We start from the raw sequence: 20,964 nt of genomic DNA on the forward strand, positions 1-20,964 counted from the left end.
AGTCATCAGGGCTTTTTTTACATCCTTATTTCATAAGAGGTTTACCATACACCTCGTCAAAAGCAACTTCCGAAAATGGTTTCCGTTTCTTTTGGGGAGCTTTACTTTCCTGTGGGTAACCTATGGGTAGTAGTGCAATTGGTTCAATATGTTCAGGCAATTGCATTACTTTTCGCACCTTCTCCGGGTCAAAATGGCAAATCCAACAGGTCCCTAAACCCAGCTCTGTGGCGCGTAAAGTCATATGGTCGATGGCTATTGAAGCATCCACATCCGTGTGATCTTTTTGATCGAAAGAGCGTTTCCAGGCCATTTCATGATTGCCACAAATAACAATCACCTGTGGAGCAGCCTTAAACCATTCCCTGTCGTAGCATTCTTTAATTTTCTCCAGATTCGCATCGTCTGATACCAAAATAAAGCTCCAGGGTTGACGGTTGGCTGCTGAAGGAGCCATTCGGCCAGCTTCAAGTACTTCAATTAGCAGTGCTTTGGACACCTTGAGCGGTTTATATTCTCTCACCGAATAACGCTCTCGAAGAAGTTGGTTAAAATGCATAAAACAGGATTTTGCTCAGTTGCTAACTTTGTATTTCTTTACAACAAAATTAAAAGGACTGGTGTAACTTCCAAATTTTAACAGAAACAAATGTTTTTCTTACTATCTAAAATCTTAACTTTCCTATTAGTTCCATTTAATTGGTGCCTAATATTAGTTTTGGCAGGCATTATTTTTAAGCGTAAAAAACGAAGAACCTACTTCTTTGCCGGTGCTTGTATTATCTTTCTCATATTCTCAAATACATTGCTATTTCAGGCAATTATATCATCCTGGGAATATCCGGTAGAGAACGTTGAAGTTACTGTAACGAATAACCGACCGGTTGCTGTTTTAGGAGGTTTATCGAGTTACGACGACAAAACAGATCGCATCTATTTTAATGAGGCTACTGATCGCCTGATGCAAGTTTTACTTATACATAAAAAAGACACAAGCCAGAAAATTGTGATCAGCGGTGGTTCAGCCGAAATATACTTTAAAGAAAAGCCAGAGGCCGAATACCTGAAGGACTATCTGCTGGCAATAGGTATTGAATCTGACAAGATGCTTTTTGAAACAAAATCGCGAAATACGCATGAAAACGCCTTTTATACGGCAGCATTATTTGATAGCCTGCATATGGATAAAGACATCACCCTGATAACATCGGCTTTTCATGTCAAACGAGCAACCAGCTGTTTTAAGCAACAAGGTTTTAGGGTTTATCCGATAGCAACTAACGCGTACAGCAAGCATCAGCCATTAAAGCCTGCCGATTATTTTATGCCATCCCTTGAAACATTGCAATCATGGCCAATACTGTTGAAAGAATGGATGGGTATAATGGTTTACAAACTCAAGGGCTATATTTAAAGCTACTTTCTGGTGACTAATCAGGTAACTTGTCTGGCCATTAAATACCTACACCAAAGCCTATGCTGAAAATGGGCTCCCAGGCTTTATAAGGCGAGTACTTATGTTGTAATACATCGAAAAGTACCTGAACAGAGACAAAACTGCGTTCTGAAATCATTTGACGATAGCCGCCACCAAAATAGATGAACGGCACAAAGTTTCGTTCTTTTTTAGACAAGGTCGTGTATCGTTCCATACTATAGCCTGCCAACTCACCATGGGCAAACAGATTGGGTACAATATTATATTGGGCAAAAATGCGTCCACCAAACTGATTATAGGTTAAAGCTGGATTATACCGCTTATCCTTCGTATACTGATACTCGATGCCCAGGCCTGCATATACTTTAGGATTTAAACGGGCACCAACAACCGGGCTAATCATCACATTGGTGTAATCGCCAAACGTTAAACCCACACTACCGCCCGTAAACAGTTTATCTTTCAAAGGAACTTTTTTTGATTCCGCAGAATCCTGGGCCATTGCCAGCATGCTAATACTGATAAAAATAACCAGTGCAAAAACAGTTTTAATTCTATTCATAGGATCAGGTATTAAATGCAGCCACACACAAATCCATCGGCCAAACCCTCCAGTAACTCTTTCTCTTTATCAACCTCAGCTGCAGAGCCAGAACAGGTATTACATACAGGTAGGTTTACTCTGTTATTGTACTCTATATCAATAACCTGAAGTGATTTTTCACAAACAAAGCACTTTAGTGGTTTGGTATTGTAATTCTTGTGTGGCATACTATTTGTTTGCAAATAAACTAATTACAAAAATATAACAATTAGCGTTATTGTACGAAATTTATTAATATTATAATGAAGCAGAAAATTAATTGCTTCAAACAGGTTTGTAATTTTGAACAACAATTAATCCTAGGAATTATGAAAGCAATAGTTAGTATTTTCCTTCTATCATCTATGCTGCTGGTGACAACAACAGAAGCTTCGTCACAAAAAAAGACAAAAAAAGAGCGCAGGGCAGAGCAGTTCGTAGAGACTCAAAAGTTAGTCGATAGCAAACAATTTATTTTTGTACCCGATAGAGCTTTCCCGCAAGGTGGCCGTTCCATTGATTTGACCACCAACTATGGGTTTATTAAAATAATGGGGGAAGAAACGGAAGGTGATATGCCCTTTTTTGGCAGAGGTTTCACTGTGCCTTATGGCGGAGGCGGTGGAATTAAATTTGATAAAACCACCATTGAAAATGAGCAAGTGCAAATAAATGAAAAAAAGCTACGAATAACTTATAGCTTTGAAGCTAAAGGTAAAGATGACCATTACAGGGTAAGTATGGATATTGGATACAGTGGCAATGCGTCGGTGAACGTTACATGCAACAATCGAAGCCCGATAAGCTACAATGGCGAAATATCAGAAATTGAAGAAGACAAGAAAAACTAATTGTAGATAAATTAAAAATGGACTTACTAGAGAAACAGTAAGTCCATTTTTAATTATAGTTGGTAACTAGTAACCTAGCAGCACAATATCAAATGGGGTATCAATTTCCACGCTATTGTTTTTTACAATTGCCGCGTTGCCTGAATAATAGTCCATTAGTTGATCGCCATTACTAAAAACTCCGCTTACATCCACTTTTTTATGTCCTGCAGCTAAATCAAGTCCAACCACCACTTTATCCGTGTAGCTTTCATTGGCAAATTCCCTTTTAAAATAATATGGTTCGGCGCTAAGCTGTTGATGTAAACCGGCTCCAACAGCAGGGTGTGCCGCACGAAACTGCCCCAGCTTCTGCCAATGTAGCAGAATATCTTTAGTGGCAACACCATTGATGGATTGATTACTTTCGAGTTCATCCCAATTCATAAATGAACGCAGGGTAGCATCACCTACGGCGCCTTCAATTTGAAGATTACGTCCTGTTTCATCGCCATAATAAACCTGCGAAGAGCCCGGGCATAACAGCAATTTGGTACCTGTTTCAATCACCCTTTTTCGCTCCTTGTCAAACGGTCCGCCATCGTCATGAGAGGTTGCATAATTCATTACACTTAATCCTTTTAGTGGCCCATTTAATGCTTGGCTATACTTCGAAAAGAGCTCTTCGTAGCTATTATTGGCATCGTATTTAAACTCAAAGTTGATAAGGCTCTGCATCCCATTGGCAAAATAGTCGACCTTGCGATCGCCAAAATCAAACCAGCGACCACCCGACACACCATAGTTATATACTTCACCCACCATAAAAAAGTCATTATCATCCATCACTAAATCAGGGTTGGCAGCTTTCCATTCGGCAAATGCTTTAGTGGCTTCCTGCCATAAATCGGCCCAAACATCCTCTTCAGTATGCTTTACGGTATCCAAGCGAAACGCATCAATGCCATATTTTCGAATATAATCAGTTAGCCATTTGATGATGTAATAGCGTGGTGTACGCGGATAGCCTGTGGTGCTAAAGAAATCATTCAACTCATTCATCTCTTTTTCCAGACGTCCTTCATCGGCCCATTTATCCATCAAAGCTTTGGGCAACTCCACTTCCTGTGTGCTTTCAGTCCTGATATCGGGTAGGTTTTCCACCAAGGTACATGTCACTGTTGATTCGTAATCCTGGTAGCGACATTGCGGTGAAGTACGCACCCACTCATCTCCCCATAGCGGGTCCTTTGCGGTCACCGGCCCCGTGTGATTAATCACCACATCAAGCACAATGCGAATGCCATGCTTGTGGGCTGTTTGTACCAACTCAGCTAATTCCGCTTCAGTCCCAAAATTAGGTTCTAAAGCTGTCCAGTCCTTCGCCCAATACCCATGAAACCCATAAGTTTCACCGGTTCCTTCATCCACCGAACCATGAATTTGTTCAACCACAGGGCTGAACCAAATAGCATTGATACCCAATTTGGTGAAATATCCGTCATTAATTTTTTTGGTGATGCCTTTTATATCGCCGCCCATAAAACCTCGTAGCACACCGGTTTCTTTAGTCCGGTTAAAGTTGACATCATTATTGGTATCGCCATTGTTGAAACGATCGGTCAATAGGAAATACACGTTGGCGTTCTCCCACATAAACGGGACATCGGCTTTGGTTTCTTTGGTGCTTGTTTCTTTTGTAACACACGACACCATACCCAAAGTCAGTAGTAATGCAAAGAAGAAAATGCTTTTCATATGCTTTGAATTTAGTTTGTATGTAAAATTAAGAAAGCCTCCTGATACATGCTTGATTATGGCTTAAGCTTTATTGGATAGATGGTTCTATTTTGCACAAGGCGTGAGTGTTACGGTTGTTTTGCTTCTTTGTTTTTTCTCCACAGAGATTTCCGAAAAGGTTTGCAAAAGCAGAATGTCCTATGTCAACAGCCCCCATTTTTAGTTAAATTACTTACTTTTGGCAAGCTCATAACCTTACAATAATGAACGAAACGCTTCAACTTAGAACCAGGTACAGAGTAACATCTGCCGATACAGATATGCATGCCAGACTAAAGCTAAGTGCTTTGGTTAATTATTTGATACAGTCGGCGATTGATTCTGCAGAGTTGCTTGGATTTGGTTTCTCCGAACTAAAGAAAGAACATTTATTCTGGGTGCTTAATCGTTTAACGGTGGAGATTTATCGCCCGATAAAATGGAATGAAACGATAGAGGTAGAAACGTGGCCAAAAGACATCGAACGTATTTTCTATATACGCGATTTTATTGTGCGTGACGCTCAAAAGCAGGTCATTGCCAAAGCCAGTTCGGCCTGGTTGGCCATCGATCTTGTCTCTAAACGTCCGGGCAACTTCAATAAAGAGAAAATGGAGCTTTTTACACGATTAAAGGATGTACATAGTCTGGAATACTCACCTGAAAAGCTTGGTTCGACCATCAATAAGGGCTATGAAAGAGAAGTTGTGCCCAGCTATTTTGATATTGACCTCAATAAGCATGTTACCTCAACGCGCTATGTCGACTGGATGATGGACTGCTTTTTCAGTTCTTTTCATACGGTCAATTATCCGTCATTTCTTTCAATTAACTATATGAAAGAAACCATGCAAGGTGAACAATTAGGGGTGATGCACGATGCCCAGGACCCCACTCATCATTTTGAAGGGTTTAATATGGAACAGGACAAAGTTGCCTTCAGAGGGAAAATCATATTCTGAGATTTATAGTATTATTAAGCCTGCCTCACGAAGCTGCAAAAAGGTATAGCTATTGATAAACTTGTTGAAATCACCCAATGAGGCTGTCTCGTATTTATTCTGGAAATCGCTAAAAGTAATACGCTTTTCGGCTGTTACTGCCATTTCGCTCAGGCATTGACATAGCCATTGCCCAAGCTTAGCCTTAACATTGATCGTAATATGCGTTTTAGCGCTTAGCAATGTTAATTCTGACATTTCAACCGTTTTCTTACCTTTTGTTTTCACAATGTTTTTGCTAATTGGTTCATGAGCTATCCAGAGCAATTGACTGTTTGGCTTCAGTACTACATCATCATTTATCATTGTGGCAACATAGTTAGGTGGTAATTGTGTTTTTGGTACCTTAAAGTTGAACCATTCGCCCAGTTGAAAATCAAAACCAAGGCCATGCATATAATTAAACAACGCCTTTTTAAGTCCATCACCAAATGTTTCGTGAATAGCACCTTGCTTATCAATAAATTCAAGATCATTATTGGCAAATGAGCCTTGTAAACCGCCCGTTATTTCAATATCATAAGCTGCCGGCTGAAGTCCTACCGGGCTATGTGCGGTTAGGGCAAACTGATGCCAGAAACCAGATTCAATAATGCCCATTTCAAACAGTTGGCGCACCACCTCCAGAGCATCAATTGTTTCCTGTGCTGTTTGACTGGGGAAACCATACATCAGGTAGGCATGCACCATTATGCCTGCATGGGTTAAATTGGCAGCCACATTACTGACCTGCTCAAGGGTGACTCCTTTGTTTATCAATTTGAGTACCCTGGGTGAGGCAACCTCGAGCCCGCCTGCCACTGCAATACAACCACTTTGTTTTAGCAATAAACATAAATCGGCGGTAAAACTCTTTTCAAACCGGATGTTCGTCCACCAAACAACCTTTAACTGACGCTTTAGTATTTCTAATGCCAGCTCTTTAAGCAATACTGGCGGTGCTGCCTCATCAACAAAATGAAAGCCCCGGATACCTGTTTGTGCCATTAAGGCTTCCATCCGATCTACCACCATACCAACAGGACTGGGCTCATAGCGTTTTATATAATCGAGCGAACCATCACAGAATGTGCACTTACCCCAGTAGCAACCGTGTGCAAGTGTGAGTTTTAGCCAGTGCCCATCCGACCACAGACGAAACATAGGATTGGCTACTTCAACAACCGGAAAATATTTATCCCATTCAACATCTGAATAATCGGGTATGCCAAGGTGTTTCTGTAAAACATCACCTTCAGCAGCACCATTTAAGTAGCGTACGGCATTATCCTGACAGATATAAGTGCGTTTTAATTGATCGAGTTTTCGCACCCCTTGCAGGTATTCGAGGATGCATTGCACGGGCTTCTCCCCATCATCAAGGGTTATAAAGTCGCAAAATTCAAACAGCCTAATGTCCTTTAGTGCACGCAATTCGGTATTCACATAGCCACCTCCCAAAGAAATATTAATATCGGGATGGTACTGTTTGAACCATTGACCAATTCTTAATGCTCCGAATAAATTGCCTGGGAAGGGAACTGTTATCAACACCAGCTGTGGCTGGTACTGTTCCATGACAACAGCCAACTCTTCGGTTAAAATGTTTTCGATAAAGGAGCGTGGCTGCTGCAGCTGATCGTATAATTCATTAAACGATGATGCTGATCGTCCCAGGCGCTCAGCATAACGGCTAAAACCAAACCTGCTATCAACGGCTTCAACTATAAAATCTGATAAATCTTCAAGAAACAAGGTGCAATAATGCTTGGCCTTATCAACAAGTCCCATTGTGCCAAAAGCGGTATGTTCATCTTCTAACTGGTTAAATCTTGATGCTTCGGGTAATAAGGTGCCCTGACAAATGTTTTGCGCCTCAATGAATGTAGGGTGTTTAAGAAATGCCATTACCCTGGTAATAGCATACACATATTCATGTCGTAACTGAAATATTCTGACGGCATTTTCTGTTTGCATATGATTGTCGTCAACGCAGGCAAACAGCTCGCTCAGTCCTTTTTCAGAGAAAATTCGATTAATCACCCTAATTCCCAGATCAACTTGAGCAGAAGGAACATCTAGAGTATTTAGGTATCCTTTTAGATAGGCAGTAGCAGGATATGGTGTATTTAACTGAGTAAAAGGAGGTGTAATTAATAGAACCATTGTTTGCTGAATTATCTTATTGCTTTAGCTGATGAGAGTTGAAGTATGTTGTGGATTTTCAGTTTGTTAATCCCTCTTACAAACAGCAATTTTCTTCTTGTAATCGACTCAAAATAGCCCGCTATTCTTTCGTCAATATACACTTGAAACTCGCTATTTGTAAGCGTTCTGAGTTCAAAATTTTACGTCGAACTCAGGTTAATAGTATTTTTCTTTGATTGTATAAGCTCGTTGTGTCATATCTATGTTTTGTAATATTTTAAGTTTTAAGTGTTCAGGATAGTTAGGGTGGTTGTTTAAAAAACGATGAGCAACATTGTAGGCTTCTTCAGATGAGTGCTTACCGAAACTACTGCCTAGCCAGCCGATGGGGAAGAAGATATCACCGGTTTGTTGTATCTCTTCCAGCAGTTGCAAAGTGGTTGGCAGGTAATGAACCGAATGGTTGGTGCGCAACGGATGATGCAGGTTGGCCAATGCACTTTGCACCCAGGCCTCTTTACTTCTGTTTTCAATTTTCGAAAGAGAAAGAAAAAATGCATCCCGATCGGCAGCATTAGGCGATAGTGAAGGCAACATAAAACTCAGTTTTTCTTTGTTGTGTTGGCTATTCAACAGTTCCACCGTTTCAGCTTGAAGTTCTTTGGAATCCTGGTATTCCTTGATGCTTAGTTGCGAGATAATGCGAATTTTATCATTATCACTCAATGTAATACCTTCTATATTGTATTTGCCAGTAAGTATCTGTGCCAATTGTTCGTTTGCGTCTTCACTCATTGAAATGTTACTCCACAGCCTGAAAAGCGTTTTTTTGTTAGCAATGGTCTGTTGAGTTTCCACCAAGACCCATAATTCATTCTCAATTTTTGCTGATAAAGTATCCCACGATGTTTCTGGGATAAATTGCCAGAATACAGTTTGCAGCTGATTGGCATATTGACTTAGCATCAGCGGATTTATTTCCTTTTTGATGGACTCCAATAGGTAATTTAGGAATTTATCAGGGTGAATGCTGCCATCCAGAAAGTTCTCATAGAGGTTGATGACTATTCGACCTCTCAGTAATTCATCTTCTACCATATGCGAGTTATTGAGCCAATAGTTGATTTGAGGCGCTGTTAAGCGAACGAGTCCATAGCCTTTCTCGTCTGCCAGAAACAAGGTGTTGAGCTCTTCCGGATCTGTGTCGAGATTTATGCTGGCATCAAACATTTCGTACTCAAGCCTGATGGAGTCCTTCTGGATAATATTAATGGCTTGTGGCCAATATGTTTTTGGGGATGCCAACTCAGGATGTTCGGCTACCTGGTTTAGTTGCCAGATGGTTTTTTCCTCTGCAGATGGTTCAAAATGAATAATGGGTCTTCCGGCTTCGAATACCCAGGCATTGCTCCATACTTTTAGGTCGGTTTCAGTGTATTTGTCTATGCAGGCTATTAAATTATTCCACGATGCATTGCTAAAGGCATTGGTTTTAACATATTCGCGAATGCCTTGCTGCAGTTGAGCTTCACCAGCCATTTTTTCCAGCTGTTTCATGACGATGGGCGATTTATGGTAGATGATGCCACCATAAAGTGTTCCTGCGTTTTGCAGGTTTTTCAGCTGTTGACCGATGGGGTTGGTACCTGCTGTTCTGTCAACCGCATAGGCAGCAGGGAAATGAGCCAGTAAAAAGCGAAGCTGATGATTCATCTCCGGAAACCATGGTTCTGTGATTTTATCAGCCATGTAATTGGCAAATACCTCTTTAAGCCAAACTTCATCGAACCAGGGCATGGTTACCAAGTCACCAAACCACATGTGGGCTGTTTCGTGGGCAATGAGGTTGGCACGGGCAAGTTCTTCGTTGCGTGTAGGATTTTCGTCCAGAAACAGTTTTTCTGAACGGTAGTAGGTGGCTCCCGGGTGTTCCATGCCGCCAAACTGAAAGGATGGAATGGCCACCAGGTTATATGTGTCAAACGGGTAGTTGAAGTCGGTATAGTCTTCCAGCCAGTCAAGTGAAGCCAGGGTTTGCCTGAATACCTCTTCAATGTTTCTGTTGTACTTTGTGCTGTCATCCACCATGTGAAACAGGCCAATAGTCTTGTCCTTCCAATTAACCGAATCGAACTGGTATTGGCCGGCAGTGAATGCCCAAAGGTATGTGCTTATAGGTTGTGAAGTGGCAAACTCAAGCTGAATACGTCCCTCAGTAGCTTGTTTGGTGGTTGCTTGTCCGTTGGCAACACCAGTCCAGCCTTCGGGCAGGTCCATTTTAACTTCAAATGTGCCTTTAATGTCAGGCTGGTCAAAGCATGGTATAGCTGTGCGCGCACGGTCAGGTACAAAAAGTGCATAAAAATAGTCGGTGTTGCGATTCAGTGCTCCATCACCCAGTATGTATTTCACTTGTACTGTGTTGGCACCTTTTATTAACGATGACTTATGGAGTTGGATATGCTCGTTCTCAATTACTGGCGAAGGAATGGTATCCTCATTTATAATTAATTGCAAGAGTTGTTGGTCGTCTGCTTTAAAATCCAGATAGGTAGTCGTTCTTGAATTGAGGTTGAAACGGATGATTGAATGTCCGTCAATTGGCTCATCCTTATCTTCGGGTACAATTATTGAGAGTGTATAATTCAAATCGGATATATGCGCTTTGCGCTGTTTGGCTAAGCGCTGACTAACACCAGCTTCGGGTGCAGGTTTTTGGTAGATGTTACAATTGGTTAATACTAAACTCAAACTTAATAGTAGGATGGCGTGTTTCATGTTGTAACGAATTATTGCATCTAAAAATAAACAATCGCTACGGAATTAACTGAGGGTTTGACAAAACTCAGTTAAAAAAGCCAAAATAATGGCCCGGAGTTTGAAGAAAATATACCTAAGACAACTGAATAATTTATTATAATTACATTTGGATAAGTATGATTGAAATTAATAAAACTAAGCCTATGAAATATTGGTTAAGCATTGCTCTTGTGGCCTTGTTGGTTAGTGGATGTTCCGGTATAAAAACCACACACGATTACGATACATCTGTTGATTTTAAGCAGTTTTCAAGCTATTCTTTTTATGGATGGGATAAAAATACCACAGAGGATTTAAACTCGCTGGATCGGAAGCGTATCGAAGCGGCCTTTGCCGATGAATTCGCCAAGCGCGGACTGCAGGAGATTGAAAAAGGACAGGGAGCCGATTTAATTGTTAGTTTGTATCTGGTCAACGAAGAGCGAAAGCAACGCACAACAACCAACACAGTTAATCCTAATGTGAGTGTGTATGTAGGGTTTGGAGGCTATTATGGCTACGGCCCAGGATGGGGCTATGGTCCGGGTTGGGGAGGCTACTCTACCACCTATGTCACTGAAACTGATTATCAGGTAGGCACCCTAATTTGCTCGATCTACGATGCAGAGAAGAAACAATTGATATGGGAGAGTGCTGCTAGCAAAACGATTGATGAAAATCCGCAGTTACGCAAAAAAAGTATTCCATACGTAGTAAGGGCAATTATGCGTAAGTATCCCAAGTAAGTATTGTTTTTAAGTGATATAATTAATAAGAAGGAGCATTTTTTTAATGCTCCTTTTTTATTGTGTTATATTCTTGTATATGAGTAATATGGTGGTTTTAAACTTATTTTTAAATAATAAAACGTAAAAATAAGTTGATAAACTTAAATATAAGTTGTAGGTTTGAAATGCTGATTAACTAACTTGGTATATCGATGATTACTTTAACAAAAGCAGAAGAGAAAATAATGAAGCTTCTTTGGGAGCTGGAGAAAGGTTTTATTAAAGATATTATTGCCCAAATGCCTGAACCTAAACCGCCTTATAATAGTGTTTCGACCATTGTAAGGGTTTTGGTAAAAAAAGAAGTGGTTGGATTCAACAAGTACGGTGGCACATACGAGTATTATCCTTTAATTTCGAAAGAAGAATATCGTAAAAGCCAGTTGGGGAGTCTGGTGAAAGGCTACTTTAATAACTCATTGTCGCAGGTGGTGAATTTCTTTTCTGAAAATAAAAATCTGAAAATCGAAGAAGTTAATGAAGCAATAAAAATGCTTGAAGAGCTTAAAAAGAAGCAACAATGACACGTTTTCTGATATATCTGTTCGAGAGTGGTTTGTGCCTTACTTTGTTTTATTCAGGCTACATTCTTTTCTTCCGAAAGGAAACCTACTTTACCTTCAACCGCATTTATTTAATGCTGTCAATGATTTTAGCCTTATTGCTGCCATTAACGCCGGTGCAGTTTTCGGTTGATAATTCGGATTTCTTTGGGATAACACTTAATAGAATAAGTGAATTCAGAAACTATTATGAAGAACTTATTTTAATGACAGAACCTGCCTTTAGAGTTGCAGAACCTGAAGTTTTAAATAATACCATTGCCCCAGCTACTCCGATGCCAGTTGGAACTGCCGGAGTTGTTGAGTCTTCTTTTAGTTGGTCAAGCCTGATATTTTACACTTACATTATCGGTTTGCTCTTCTTTGCGATACGTCTTTTGATGTTACTAATTAACCTTTACCTGATTATACGCAGAAACAAAGTGGTTCAATACGAAGGTTTTTCCATTGTGTTGATTAATGAAGAAAGCCCATCCTTTTCGTTTCTCAGATGGATTTTTGTGAATAAAGAGGTACTGAAGGAAGAAGAATTTGAGCAAGTTATAGCACATGAAAAAGTTCATGTGAAGCATAAACATACCGTGGACTTACTATTGGCGCATATCATCACGATATTTCAATGGTTTAATCCACTCACATGGCGCATACAGAAATCGATTAAGACATGTCACGAGTACATTGCCGACCGGCAAGTAATTGACCAGGGGCATGAGTTATTCGATTATCAGTCTCTATTACTGAGTCAGTTAATCAGCATTCGCTCAGTAGAGCTGGTCAATAACTTTAATTTATTATCAATTAAAAAACGAATTGCCATGATGAATAAAATAAAATCCGGACTAAGGGCACAATTAAAAGCACTGTTAGTATTTCCATTGCTTATTGTTGCATTTTTCTTTTTTGCCAATATGACGCACAGGCAGGAGAAAATACCTGTTATTACTGAATCATCTGATTCAGAGTTTGCACTTGAGCGTCAGGGAATTGATATTCCGGTTGCCAAATCAGTAAAAGTTTATGACTATTCATTTGTTCGTTTTAATATACAATTGTCTGATAAGGGGTGTTTTGTAAAAGGTCAAAAAACGAATATTGATAAACTCGGAACGAAACTAGCTCATATGCAGGCTCCGGCATCCAAAGATGTAAACAAGATGTCTATTCTGCTAGAGATTGATAAGTCAGCAAAGATGAAAGAAGTGGACAAGCTTAAAACCGCTCTTCGTGAAAATGATTTATTAAAGATTGGCTATTTGGCTAAAGCCGATGAGTCAACCGGAATAGAAGGCAGTGAAACAGCCTTGTTTAACTTGTTGCCGCCTAAAGAGGCAAAGATGTTTGAGTCGGAAGATTTGGATAGGCAAGGAATTAAGCTGTTTAAGATAAAATATTCGTCGAGTGCCAGTTTGAAAGAAACGGCCAAGCAGTTGCATAAGCATGTAATGACAAATAAGAAGTACGTAATGCTATACGAATACAGTAATGCAACCACCTACAATGAATACATTCAGACGCTGGACATGGTTTATTCCACCATTTGGAATATACGCAAAGAGCACGCTTTTTTTGAAGGCCTGAATTATGATTCGTTAACCAAGGAGCAAGAAATAATGCTGCGCAAGAAATTCCCTTTAACTTTGACCATGAAGAACGTGGATGAAGAATAATCATAATGATTTGTAAGAAATGTTGGCCCGGTGTAATGCCGGGCTTTTTATTTATTAGAATTAGAGCTTATTTCTTCCTTAGGCAGTGCGATTTTATTACATTTGAGATGACTTGACTAAAAAAACTATTCGGAGCGAATAATTAATTAATACATCATAATTTATGGCATCTAACCAATTTGATCTCAACTCCTCCAGTGGACTGCTTGAGAAACTACTAAAAAACATCCGGTCGGTGGGGCTTATCCTTCTTGTAGCCTTTGTCGCCTGGACAGCTTTCTTCACGGTCGACCCGGAGGAAGTCGGCGTAATTGTGCGTTTTGGTAAATATGTAAGAACTGTTGAGCCGGGCCTGAATTACAAAATTCCTTTGGCAGAGTCGGTTTATAAAGTGGCTGTGGAGCGTCAGCAGAAGATGGAGTTTGGATTCCGCACAGCCAGGGCAGGAGTTAAAACATCTTACTCCAGTAAAGGCAGTATTGAAGAATCATTAATGCTAACTGGAGACCTGAATCTGGCAGATGTGGAATGGGTGGTACAATATCGGATTGATAATCCGTACAATTACCTGTTTAAGGTAAGAAATCCCGAGGTGACTCTAAGAGATATTTCAGAATCAGCTATGAGGCAGATTGTTGGTGACCGAACTGTAAATGAGGTTTTAACTGTTGGTCGTGCCGAAATTAGCGCCAGGTTGCAGGAATTAATGCAGCGCATCTGTCGCGAGTATTCAATTGGCGTAAAAATAGAGCAGGTGGTGTTGCAGGATGTTAATCCGCCAGAGCCCGTTAAAGCAGCATTTAATGCGGTGAATGAAGCGCAACAGGAAAAGGAAACCTTAATCAATCAGGCAAAGGCTGAATATAATAAGGTGATTCCAAAGGCTGCGGGTCAGGCAAAGGAAACGATACAGATGGCTGAAGGCTACGCTACTGAGCGTGTGAATAATGCAAAAGGTGATGTGGCGCGTTTCAATGCTTTGTACGAAGAATATGTAAAAGCGCCGGAAGTAACACGTCGTCGCATATATTTGGAGACAATGGAAGACGTTATTCCGCGTTTAGGTCAAAAAATTATTACTGATCAGAATGGTAGCAATGTATTACCACTTTTGCAAATGCAGCTTTCACAACAAAAATCAGCTAACAATGGACAATAAGAAAACCATCATATTTATAATTCTCGGTGCTATAGCTTTGTTTTTCTTTTCACAAGGAGCATACATAGTTAATGAAACCGAGCAGGTTGTAGTCACTCAGTTTGGTAAACCGGTGGGTGATGCCATTACCACGCCCGGCATGAAATTTAAAATACCGTTTATCCAAACAACACATTTCTTTGATAAGCGTTACCTGGAGTGGGATGGCGACCCTAATCAGGTGCCTACCAAGGACAAGAAGTTTATATTTGTGGATACATATGCACGCTGGCAGATAACTGATCCATTGCAGTTTTATAAGCGTATGACTAATGAGCGCAGTGCCTACTCTCGCCTTGATGATATATTGGATGGCGAAACACGTAATTTCATAGCCAAGCATAATATTGAAGAGGCAGTTCGCTCAAGTAATCGTACGCCTGTTTCATCAGGTGTTGTTGGCGAAATGATTGGTGATAGCTTAATGACTATTTCTATTGGTCGTGATAAGATCCAGGAAATGATTCAAAAGGCCTCTAACGAACAAGCCAAGGAGTTGGGTATTGCTATACTGGATTTCCGCATTAAACGTATCAACTATGTGGAAGAGGTACAAACACAGGTGTATGAGCGCATGAAAAGTGAGCGCTACCGAATTGCCGATAAATTTAAGTCAGAAGGGCAGGGAGAAGCATCCCGCATCAACGGAGAAAAAGACAGGGAGCTGAAAACCATTGTTTCCGAGGCTTATAAAACAGCAGAGGAAATTAAAGGTAAGGCCGATGCTCAGGCTGCTGCCATCTATTCAGCCGCCTACGATAAGTCCGCTCAATCGCGCCAGTTGTATAGCTTCATTAAGTCAATGGAAGCCTACGAAAAGACCTTTGATAATCAAACGCACATTATACTTTCAACAGATAGTGAATTTTATAAATATCTGCGAGAAATGAAATAGCGTTAAGTATTTAATAACTGATAGAAGCCTGCTTTGATTAATCTCTGGCAGGCTTTTTTATTAAGATAGATATAAGTACCGTTGCGCCCATCAGGTAGGGGTAGAACAAATAGCCCATAATATCGAAAGGACTTAGTGCGCCTGCTGCAAGGCCGACAGCTGCTAATATTTGGGCGCCATAGGGTAAACTTCCCTGCACAAAGCATGAGGCAGTATCCATCAAGCTCGCTGAGCGTTTGCCTTTAATATTGAATTTGTCAGCAATTTTTTTGACCAATGGACCAGCCATTAAAATGGCGATGGTATTGTTGGCTGTAAAAATATTCACCACCCCAGTAAGCAGTGTGATGCTAAATTCGGCGCCTTTTGTACTTTTCGTGCGTTTGCCAATGTGACTGATAATATAGTCGATGCCTCCATTGGTTCGCACAACTTCAACAATACCCCCTACCAGCAAAGACACTAATACAATTTCGGCCATACCCAGCATGCCATCACTGGCCGAAGAAAAGAAAGACCATGCGTTGTAATCACCAATAGCCATGCCAATACCTCCTGCCAGCAAAATACCAATGGACAGTACTAAAAACACATTCATTCCCATAATAGCAGCTATAAGAACAGCTAAGTAAGGAGTCACTTTTAAATAATCTATCCATGTGATAGTGGCGGTGTGTTGAGCGTCTGAAGAAGGTATTAAAATATAAGCCGTTATGGATATTAAGGCTGCCGGCAATACCAGTTTGATATTGGCCTTAAACTTGTCTTTCATACTACAGTTCTGTGTTCGCGCAGCTGCTATGGTGGTGTCTGATATCATTGACAGGTTATCACCAAACATAGCACCGCCTATGGCTGCTCCAACGGCTATGGCAGCGTTTACTTCAATAGCTTCGGCTAAACCTATAGCTACAGGAGTGAGTGCAACTACAGTGCCAACAGAAGTACCAACAGCTAATGAAATAAAACAGCCGATTATGAACAGGCCGGCCAGCAGAATTTCTTGCGGTAAGAAATGTAATCCGATGTCCACCGTTGCATCCACTGCGCCAATTTCTTTAGCCACATTGGCAAAAGCACCGGCCAGGATAAAGATACCGCACATCAGCATTATGCCTGACTGCCCCATGCCTTTGGTAAATACATCAATTTTTTGAACTGTTTTTTGTCCGGGAGCCATTACAATAGCGATGACGGAAGCTATAATAAATGGAATTAGTATAGGTAGCTTATAAAAATCCCCACTAATCCAACCTGGTATTAGGTAAACAAATAAAAAGACGATAATGGGCAATAGTGCCAGTGATTGCTTGGTTTTCATGTATATGGTTTTTGTTTTGCGGTGCAAAACTATAAAAATGCCCAATAACCATTGTTGTTAATTATAAAACTTATTGGTCTGTTAACATGTTTTAAGTGGCATATAGCTAACAACATATAAAAAATATGCCAGAAATAAACGCTGATAATTGGGTGGAAGACCATGGCGACTATCTGTATAACTATGCTTTGGTGCGCGTTAGTAGACCGGAAGTGGCAGAAGATTTGGTGCAGGAAACGTTTTTAGCCGGTATAAGGTCTCTTGCCTCTTTTGAGCATAAGAGCAGTGTACAAACATGGCTGGTAGCCATCTTAAAAAGAAAGATAATTGACTACTATCGCAAACGTTCGGTAATCAGTGAGGAGTTTTACGTTGAAGAACGATTTGGGCCGAATGGAAACATGCAGGATCATTGGCTTGAAAAGCATGCGCCTGATCGATGGCAGGTTAACAGTGATGAATTACTTGAGAATGATGAGTTGAAAAAAATCCTGCAGGCATGCATCAGACATTTGCCCGAAAAATGGGCATCCTGCTTTATACTGCGTGTTATGGAAGAAATGAAAGGTGAGGTGGTTTGTAAAGAATTAAATATTTCGCCGTCTAATATGTGGGTGATGTTGCACCGCGCAAGACTTCAATTGCGTGATTGCCTCGAAAAAGGTTGGTTTAATCAGTAAGACTATGGTATGGAAACACAAGGAAAAATGATGATTACCTGTAAGGAAGCCACCTTTCTGATTTCGAAAGAGCAACAAGATAAGTTAAGGTTGAGTGAACGATTTCAATTGAAGCTGCATTTGCTGATGTGTAAATATTGTCGGCGATTCTCAGCCCAAGTTAGTTTTATGACCAAGGCCATTGGACGAATGAAAAAACGTATAGAACAGCAAGGGGTAGAAGTTAAGCTAACCGATGAACAAAAACAGCGAATGAATAAGCGTTTAAACGATCTGAAAAATAATTGAGGCTATTTGTAAGGATATAATTGGTAGTGCGTCTAACTTGACAAATAATAAAAGAAATGTATATCATTTACTATTAATTATATCATTATGAAAACGAAGAAAAACAATTCGAATGGTTTGCTCAAAACCGTAATTATTGGTGGAATGATTGCTGGCGCATCAAGCTTAAGTGCTAATGCCGAAAACTTGTTGAATTACGGTGATTTAGGCTCAGGAGCCGAGCTGAGAACGAACTTACTGGAGCAATACGGTTCACCGGTGCACACAGCTAATTTGCCAGATACCTATAAATCGGGTGAAGCTAAATGCGGCGAAGGAAAATGTGGCGAAGGCAAGTGCGGTGAAGAAAAGAAAGCTGAAGGTACCAAAGAAGCCAAAAAAGCTGAGACCAAAACTACAGAGGCAAAGTGTGGAGAAGGTAAGTGTGGCGAAAAGAAAGGTGAAAAAGCCAAAACAACCACTAAAGAGGCTAAAAAGTCAGAAACAAAAACAACAGAAGGAAAGTGTGGTGAGGGGAAATGTGGAAGTTAATGCGAAAATGATGCTGAGTAGTCTTTAAACAGGAAGCTTACTCAGCTTGGTTATTAATTAGAAAGATTAGCAATGAGATATCAGGTTGGAATGGGTTTTAGACGCGATTTTGCCGATGAATTCATCGATAATGAAGCTTTTAAGCCAGATTTTATAGAGTTGGCTCCCGAGAACTGGATAGGCATGGGTGGCTACTGGAAGAAAAAACTGGATGCTGTGGCCGGTCGCTATCCTGTAACTTGTCATGGTTTGTCATTGTCTATTGGTAGTCCGGATGACCTTGATTGGACATTCCTGAAGCAGCTTAAGGAGTTCCTTAAGCGATACAATGTTTCTATCTACTCGGAGCACCTTTCATTTGCCAAAGCCGATAATGCCCATTTGTATGATTTATTGCCGATTCCTTTCAGAGACGATGCTATCAAGCACATTGTAAAGCGTATTAAGATGGTGCAAGATTACCTGGAGCGTCCGCTCGTGTTGGAGAATGTATCATACTATACTTCTGTGGCTGCACAAATGACCGAACAAGAATTTGTAAGTAGAGTAGTTGAAGAATCAGGATGTCAGCTGCTGCTGGATGTAAATAATGTGTATGTCAATGCCTTCAATCATGGCTACAACGCAGAGGAGTTCATCTCACAATTACCCCTCGATAAGGTGGCTTACATCCATATGGCTGGTCATGACAAGGTGAGTGATGATTTGATTATTGACACACATGGTCAGGCAATTATAGATCCTGTATATACACTTTTTGAGTATACAGTGAAGCTACTAAATAAGCCTGTGCCGGTATTGTTAGAGCGTGATTTTAACATTCCTGAAACTCAGGAACTAATAGGAGAGATGGAGCGGCTAAAGGGTATCGTTAAAAAAATATGGGAGGTTGAGCATGTTATTGAAAGCTGATACACGGAAAATACAGGAGCAATTTGGTGCTGTGTGTCGTAAGCAGAATATTGTAAAACTCCAACTCAGTCGCCCGGAGGCTTTAGTGCACTATCAGCGCTTAATTCGGAATATCTTTAATAATACGCTTATAACAGCCTTCCCGATTACCAATGAATGGTTAACTGTTGATGATTGGCAGTACCTGGTGAGCGAGTTTATGGCGAAACATGCTGCGCAAACACCTGCGGTATGGCAGATGCCCCGTGAGTTTGTTGAATTTGTGACTGAAAATATCTATGCTGCAACACTCAATAAACCCGCCCTTAATGATTTATTATGGCTTGAGTGGTACGAGATTGAGGTACATACTATGCGCGATGTGGAGGAACCTCCTATCATGAAAACTATTTATCAGCTCAATGATTCTCTAATAATGAATCCTTACCATCGGATAATCAACCTGACATATCCGGTGCATAAAATGCATGCTGATGAAGCTGCTGCTGAGCCTGGGGATTATTATGTTCTGACTTATAGGGTGATGGATTCGGGAGATGTGCGATTTATAGAAATATCTCCTGTTCATGTATTTATCTTGCAAAATATCATTGAAGGTCCGCAAAGCCTTCCTGAAATAGTGCCGGGTGTTCTTTCGCAATTTAATTTTGATAATGAAGAAGCCATTCAAAAATATCTTGCATTTTTTTGCTCGGATTTAGTTGACAAAAAAATATTAATTATAACTTAGGCAGTGAATTAATCGCCAAACTCGCCCCTCCTTTATCGTTTATTAACTAAATCCAATTAAATGAAAGATGTAATTAAATTTATTAACAATGCAGCTGAACGAACGGGTGACTGGGCCTTACTGGCTATGCGCCTGACACTTGCTTTTGGTTTGTTTGAGCCGGCTGTTAAAAAGTTTGAAAACATACGAGGTACAGCTGAGTGGTTTGCTTCGCTGCATTTTCCGCTGCCTACAGTTAGTGTATTGCTGGCAGCAACTGTTGAGTTTGCTGGTTTTTTTCTGTTAATGTTAGGATTATTAACGAGATACATTACAATACCTTTAATGTTTGTGATGCTCATGGCTATTCTGATGGTGCATTTGGGTAACGGTTTCTCTTCGGCTGATAATGGCATTGAAATTCCGTTTTATTACCTGGTAATGTTATTCCTGATATTTAGTAAAGGGCCTGGGCGCTTTAGTATTGATGAAGCAGTTGTAAACAAAATCTCAAAATAAAAAAAAGAGGGTAGTCATTAATGATTACCCTCTTTTTTTTTGAGCCAATGACGAGAATTGAACTCGTGACCTCTTCCTTACCAAGGAAGCGCTCTACCCCTGAGCTACATCGGCAAACTAAAATTGAATCGACCGCAGAATCACATCCAATTTTAATTACTATTAAACCCTGAGCGAAAAACGGGACTCGAACCCGCGACCCCGACCTTGGCAAGGTCGTGCTCTACCAACTGAGCTATTTTCGCGTTGCCTGTTCGTTTAACAGGTGGCTGTTTTTCTCAACAGCGCTGCAAAAGTAAAACTTTTTCTAAAGTTCACAAATCTCAAAAGGCATTT

Annotated in this window: 21 protein-coding genes and 2 tRNA genes; 14 read left to right on the forward strand and 9 right to left on the reverse strand. The window is 40.4% G+C overall.

The features are described from left to right. Window positions 1-25 precede the first annotated feature (25 nt). Window positions 26-559: a nitroreductase family protein gene (locus tag KDU71_RS17235; RefSeq protein ID WP_212192342.1), complete on the reverse strand. Its 534-nt coding sequence runs from the start codon at window positions 557-559 to the stop codon at window positions 26-28. A gap of 159 nt (window positions 560-718) precedes the next feature. Between KDU71_RS17235 and KDU71_RS17240 the strand changes: the two genes are divergently transcribed. Continuing rightward, the gene (locus tag KDU71_RS17240; RefSeq protein WP_212192343.1) at window positions 719-1,414 is read left to right on the forward strand and encodes a YdcF family protein; all 696 of its coding nucleotides are present in this window, start codon (window positions 719-721) and stop codon (window positions 1,412-1,414) included. 40 nt (window positions 1,415-1,454) lie between these two features. Here KDU71_RS17240 and KDU71_RS17245 read toward each other — a convergent pair whose 3' ends face one another. Both KDU71_RS17245 and KDU71_RS17250 read right to left on the reverse strand, forming a co-directional pair. Next, complete coding sequence (locus tag KDU71_RS17245; RefSeq protein WP_212192344.1) at window positions 1,455-2,000, reverse strand: hypothetical protein; 546 nt, start codon at window positions 1,998-2,000, stop codon at window positions 1,455-1,457. An 11-nt stretch (window positions 2,001-2,011) separates the two neighbouring features. Beyond that, a complete protein-coding gene (locus KDU71_RS17250) occupies window positions 2,012-2,209 on the reverse strand; it encodes a hypothetical protein (protein WP_212192345.1) in 198 nt (65 codons plus the stop codon). Between the two features lie 141 nt (window positions 2,210-2,350). Here KDU71_RS17250 and KDU71_RS17255 point away from each other — a divergent pair, with 141 nt between their 5' ends. Beyond that, complete coding sequence (locus KDU71_RS17255) at window positions 2,351-2,872, forward strand: DUF4251 domain-containing protein (protein WP_212192346.1); 522 nt, start codon at window positions 2,351-2,353, stop codon at window positions 2,870-2,872. Between the two features lie 66 nt (window positions 2,873-2,938). Here KDU71_RS17255 and KDU71_RS17260 read toward each other — a convergent pair whose 3' ends face one another. After that, on the reverse strand, window positions 2,939-4,609 hold the full coding sequence (locus tag KDU71_RS17260; RefSeq protein WP_212192347.1) for an alpha-amylase family glycosyl hydrolase: 1,671 nt from the start codon (window positions 4,607-4,609) through the stop codon (window positions 2,939-2,941). Window positions 4,610-4,854: 245 nt separating this feature from the next. On the opposite strand from KDU71_RS17260, the gene KDU71_RS17265 reads away from it, so the two are divergent. Continuing rightward, window positions 4,855-5,592, forward strand: coding sequence for an acyl-[acyl-carrier-protein] thioesterase (locus tag KDU71_RS17265; RefSeq protein WP_212192348.1), 738 nt, complete (start codon window positions 4,855-4,857; stop codon window positions 5,590-5,592). A gap of 3 nt (window positions 5,593-5,595) precedes the next feature. Here the strand turns inward: KDU71_RS17265 and KDU71_RS17270 are convergent, their stop codons facing one another. Continuing rightward, window positions 5,596-7,776 (reverse strand): B12-binding domain-containing radical SAM protein, encoded by a 2,181-nt coding sequence (locus KDU71_RS17270; protein WP_212192349.1) that lies wholly within the window; start codon window positions 7,774-7,776, stop codon window positions 5,596-5,598. Window positions 7,777-7,974: 198 nt separating this feature from the next. After that, complete coding sequence (locus tag KDU71_RS17275; protein WP_212192350.1) at window positions 7,975-10,536, reverse strand: M1 family metallopeptidase; 2,562 nt, start codon at window positions 10,534-10,536, stop codon at window positions 7,975-7,977. A 185-nt stretch (window positions 10,537-10,721) separates the two neighbouring features. Between KDU71_RS17275 and KDU71_RS17280 the strand changes: the two genes are divergently transcribed. The 5 genes from KDU71_RS17280 (at window position 10,722) to hflC (ending at window position 15,668) form a co-directional block, all read left to right on the forward strand. Beyond that, the gene (locus KDU71_RS17280) at window positions 10,722-11,303 is read left to right on the forward strand and encodes a DUF4136 domain-containing protein (RefSeq protein ID WP_212192351.1); all 582 of its coding nucleotides are present in this window, start codon (window positions 10,722-10,724) and stop codon (window positions 11,301-11,303) included. 194 nt (window positions 11,304-11,497) lie between these two features. Next, window positions 11,498-11,869 carry a BlaI/MecI/CopY family transcriptional regulator gene (locus tag KDU71_RS17285; RefSeq protein ID WP_212192352.1) on the forward strand — a complete coding sequence of 124 codons (372 nt, stop codon included), beginning with the start codon at window positions 11,498-11,500 and terminating at the stop codon, window positions 11,867-11,869. Continuing rightward, entirely contained in the window at window positions 11,866-13,575 is a 1,710-nt protein-coding gene (locus tag KDU71_RS17290; RefSeq protein ID WP_212192353.1) for a M56 family metallopeptidase, read from the forward strand. Before KDU71_RS17285 ends, KDU71_RS17290 begins: the two co-directional genes overlap by 4 nt. 163 nt (window positions 13,576-13,738) lie before the next feature. Further along, complete coding sequence (hflK, locus tag KDU71_RS17295) at window positions 13,739-14,734, forward strand: FtsH protease activity modulator HflK (RefSeq protein WP_212192354.1); 996 nt, start codon at window positions 13,739-13,741, stop codon at window positions 14,732-14,734. Next, the gene (hflC, locus tag KDU71_RS17300; protein ID WP_244828550.1) at window positions 14,724-15,668 is read left to right on the forward strand and encodes a protease modulator HflC; all 945 of its coding nucleotides are present in this window, start codon (window positions 14,724-14,726) and stop codon (window positions 15,666-15,668) included. Before hflK ends, hflC begins: the two co-directional genes overlap by 11 nt. Before the next feature lie 37 nt (window positions 15,669-15,705). On the opposite strand, the gene KDU71_RS17305 is transcribed toward hflC, so the two are convergent. Next, the gene (locus KDU71_RS17305; RefSeq protein ID WP_212192355.1) at window positions 15,706-16,989 is read right to left on the reverse strand and encodes a Na+/H+ antiporter NhaC family protein; all 1,284 of its coding nucleotides are present in this window, start codon (window positions 16,987-16,989) and stop codon (window positions 15,706-15,708) included. A 125-nt stretch (window positions 16,990-17,114) separates the two neighbouring features. Here KDU71_RS17305 and KDU71_RS17310 point away from each other — a divergent pair, with 125 nt between their 5' ends. The 6 genes from KDU71_RS17310 to KDU71_RS17335 all read left to right on the forward strand — a co-directional run bounded on the left by KDU71_RS17310 (window position 17,115) and on the right by KDU71_RS17335 (window position 20,628). Continuing rightward, complete coding sequence (locus tag KDU71_RS17310; RefSeq protein WP_212192356.1) at window positions 17,115-17,669, forward strand: sigma-70 family RNA polymerase sigma factor; 555 nt, start codon at window positions 17,115-17,117, stop codon at window positions 17,667-17,669. A 9-nt stretch (window positions 17,670-17,678) separates the two neighbouring features. Next, window positions 17,679-17,957 (forward strand): anti-sigma factor family protein, encoded by a 279-nt coding sequence (locus tag KDU71_RS17315; protein ID WP_212192357.1) that lies wholly within the window; start codon window positions 17,679-17,681, stop codon window positions 17,955-17,957. 87 nt (window positions 17,958-18,044) lie between these two features. Next, complete coding sequence (locus tag KDU71_RS17320) at window positions 18,045-18,488, forward strand: HvfA family oxazolone/thioamide-modified RiPP metallophore (RefSeq protein ID WP_212192358.1); 444 nt, start codon at window positions 18,045-18,047, stop codon at window positions 18,486-18,488. A gap of 72 nt (window positions 18,489-18,560) precedes the next feature. Then, window positions 18,561-19,400 (forward strand): HvfB family MNIO-type RiPP peptide maturase, encoded by an 840-nt coding sequence (locus KDU71_RS17325; protein WP_212192359.1) that lies wholly within the window; start codon window positions 18,561-18,563, stop codon window positions 19,398-19,400. Continuing rightward, window positions 19,384-20,130: an HvfC/BufC N-terminal domain-containing protein gene (locus KDU71_RS17330; protein ID WP_212192360.1), complete on the forward strand. Its 747-nt coding sequence runs from the start codon at window positions 19,384-19,386 to the stop codon at window positions 20,128-20,130. The genes KDU71_RS17325 and KDU71_RS17330 overlap by 17 nt, the downstream gene beginning before the upstream one ends. A 60-nt stretch (window positions 20,131-20,190) precedes the next feature. Continuing rightward, window positions 20,191-20,628 (forward strand): HvfX family Cu-binding RiPP maturation protein, encoded by a 438-nt coding sequence (locus KDU71_RS17335; RefSeq protein WP_212192361.1) that lies wholly within the window; start codon window positions 20,191-20,193, stop codon window positions 20,626-20,628. 42 nt (window positions 20,629-20,670) lie between these two features. On the opposite strand, the gene KDU71_RS17340 is transcribed toward KDU71_RS17335, so the two are convergent. Continuing rightward, window positions 20,671-20,742: transfer RNA gene (locus tag KDU71_RS17340), tRNA-Thr, on the reverse strand. A gap of 58 nt (window positions 20,743-20,800) precedes the next feature. Next, window positions 20,801-20,873, reverse strand: a tRNA-Gly gene (locus KDU71_RS17345). Window positions 20,874-20,964: the final 91 nt, after the last annotated feature.

Source organism: Carboxylicivirga sediminis, from assembly GCF_018156225.1.
Classification (GTDB): Bacteria; Bacteroidota; Bacteroidia; order Bacteroidales; family Marinilabiliaceae; genus Carboxylicivirga; species Carboxylicivirga sediminis.

Coding starts and splice junctions, on each gene's coding strand:
- KDU71_RS17320 (WP_212192358.1), top strand. CDS start 18,045: ATGAAAACGAAGAAAAACAATTCGAATGGTTTGCTCAAAACCGTAATT.
- KDU71_RS17315 (WP_212192357.1), top strand. CDS start 17,679: ATGGAAACACAAGGAAAAATGATGATTACCTGTAAGGAAGCCACCTTT.
- KDU71_RS17325 (WP_212192359.1), top strand. CDS start 18,561: ATGAGATATCAGGTTGGAATGGGTTTTAGACGCGATTTTGCCGATGAA.
- KDU71_RS17305 (WP_212192355.1), bottom strand. CDS start 16,989: ATGAAAACCAAGCAATCACTGGCACTATTGCCCATTATCGTCTTTTTA.
- KDU71_RS17260 (WP_212192347.1), bottom strand. CDS start 4,609: ATGAAAAGCATTTTCTTCTTTGCATTACTACTGACTTTGGGTATGGTG.
- hflC (WP_244828550.1), top strand. CDS start 14,724: ATGGACAATAAGAAAACCATCATATTTATAATTCTCGGTGCTATAGCT.
- KDU71_RS17330 (WP_212192360.1), top strand. CDS start 19,384: ATGTTATTGAAAGCTGATACACGGAAAATACAGGAGCAATTTGGTGCT.
- KDU71_RS17265 (WP_212192348.1), top strand. CDS start 4,855: ATGAACGAAACGCTTCAACTTAGAACCAGGTACAGAGTAACATCTGCC.
- KDU71_RS17310 (WP_212192356.1), top strand. CDS start 17,115: ATGCCAGAAATAAACGCTGATAATTGGGTGGAAGACCATGGCGACTAT.
- KDU71_RS17335 (WP_212192361.1), top strand. CDS start 20,191: ATGAAAGATGTAATTAAATTTATTAACAATGCAGCTGAACGAACGGGT.
- KDU71_RS17270 (WP_212192349.1), bottom strand. CDS start 7,776: ATGGTTCTATTAATTACACCTCCTTTTACTCAGTTAAATACACCATAT.
- KDU71_RS17285 (WP_212192352.1), top strand. CDS start 11,498: ATGATTACTTTAACAAAAGCAGAAGAGAAAATAATGAAGCTTCTTTGG.
- hflK (WP_212192354.1), top strand. CDS start 13,739: ATGGCATCTAACCAATTTGATCTCAACTCCTCCAGTGGACTGCTTGAG.
- KDU71_RS17280 (WP_212192351.1), top strand. CDS start 10,722: ATGAAATATTGGTTAAGCATTGCTCTTGTGGCCTTGTTGGTTAGTGGA.
- KDU71_RS17255 (WP_212192346.1), top strand. CDS start 2,351: ATGAAAGCAATAGTTAGTATTTTCCTTCTATCATCTATGCTGCTGGTG.
- KDU71_RS17235 (WP_212192342.1), bottom strand. CDS start 559: ATGCATTTTAACCAACTTCTTCGAGAGCGTTATTCGGTGAGAGAATAT.
- KDU71_RS17275 (WP_212192350.1), bottom strand. CDS start 10,536: ATGAAACACGCCATCCTACTATTAAGTTTGAGTTTAGTATTAACCAAT.
- KDU71_RS17250 (WP_212192345.1), bottom strand. CDS start 2,209: ATGCCACACAAGAATTACAATACCAAACCACTAAAGTGCTTTGTTTGT.
- KDU71_RS17290 (WP_212192353.1), top strand. CDS start 11,866: ATGACACGTTTTCTGATATATCTGTTCGAGAGTGGTTTGTGCCTTACT.
- KDU71_RS17245 (WP_212192344.1), bottom strand. CDS start 2,000: ATGAATAGAATTAAAACTGTTTTTGCACTGGTTATTTTTATCAGTATT.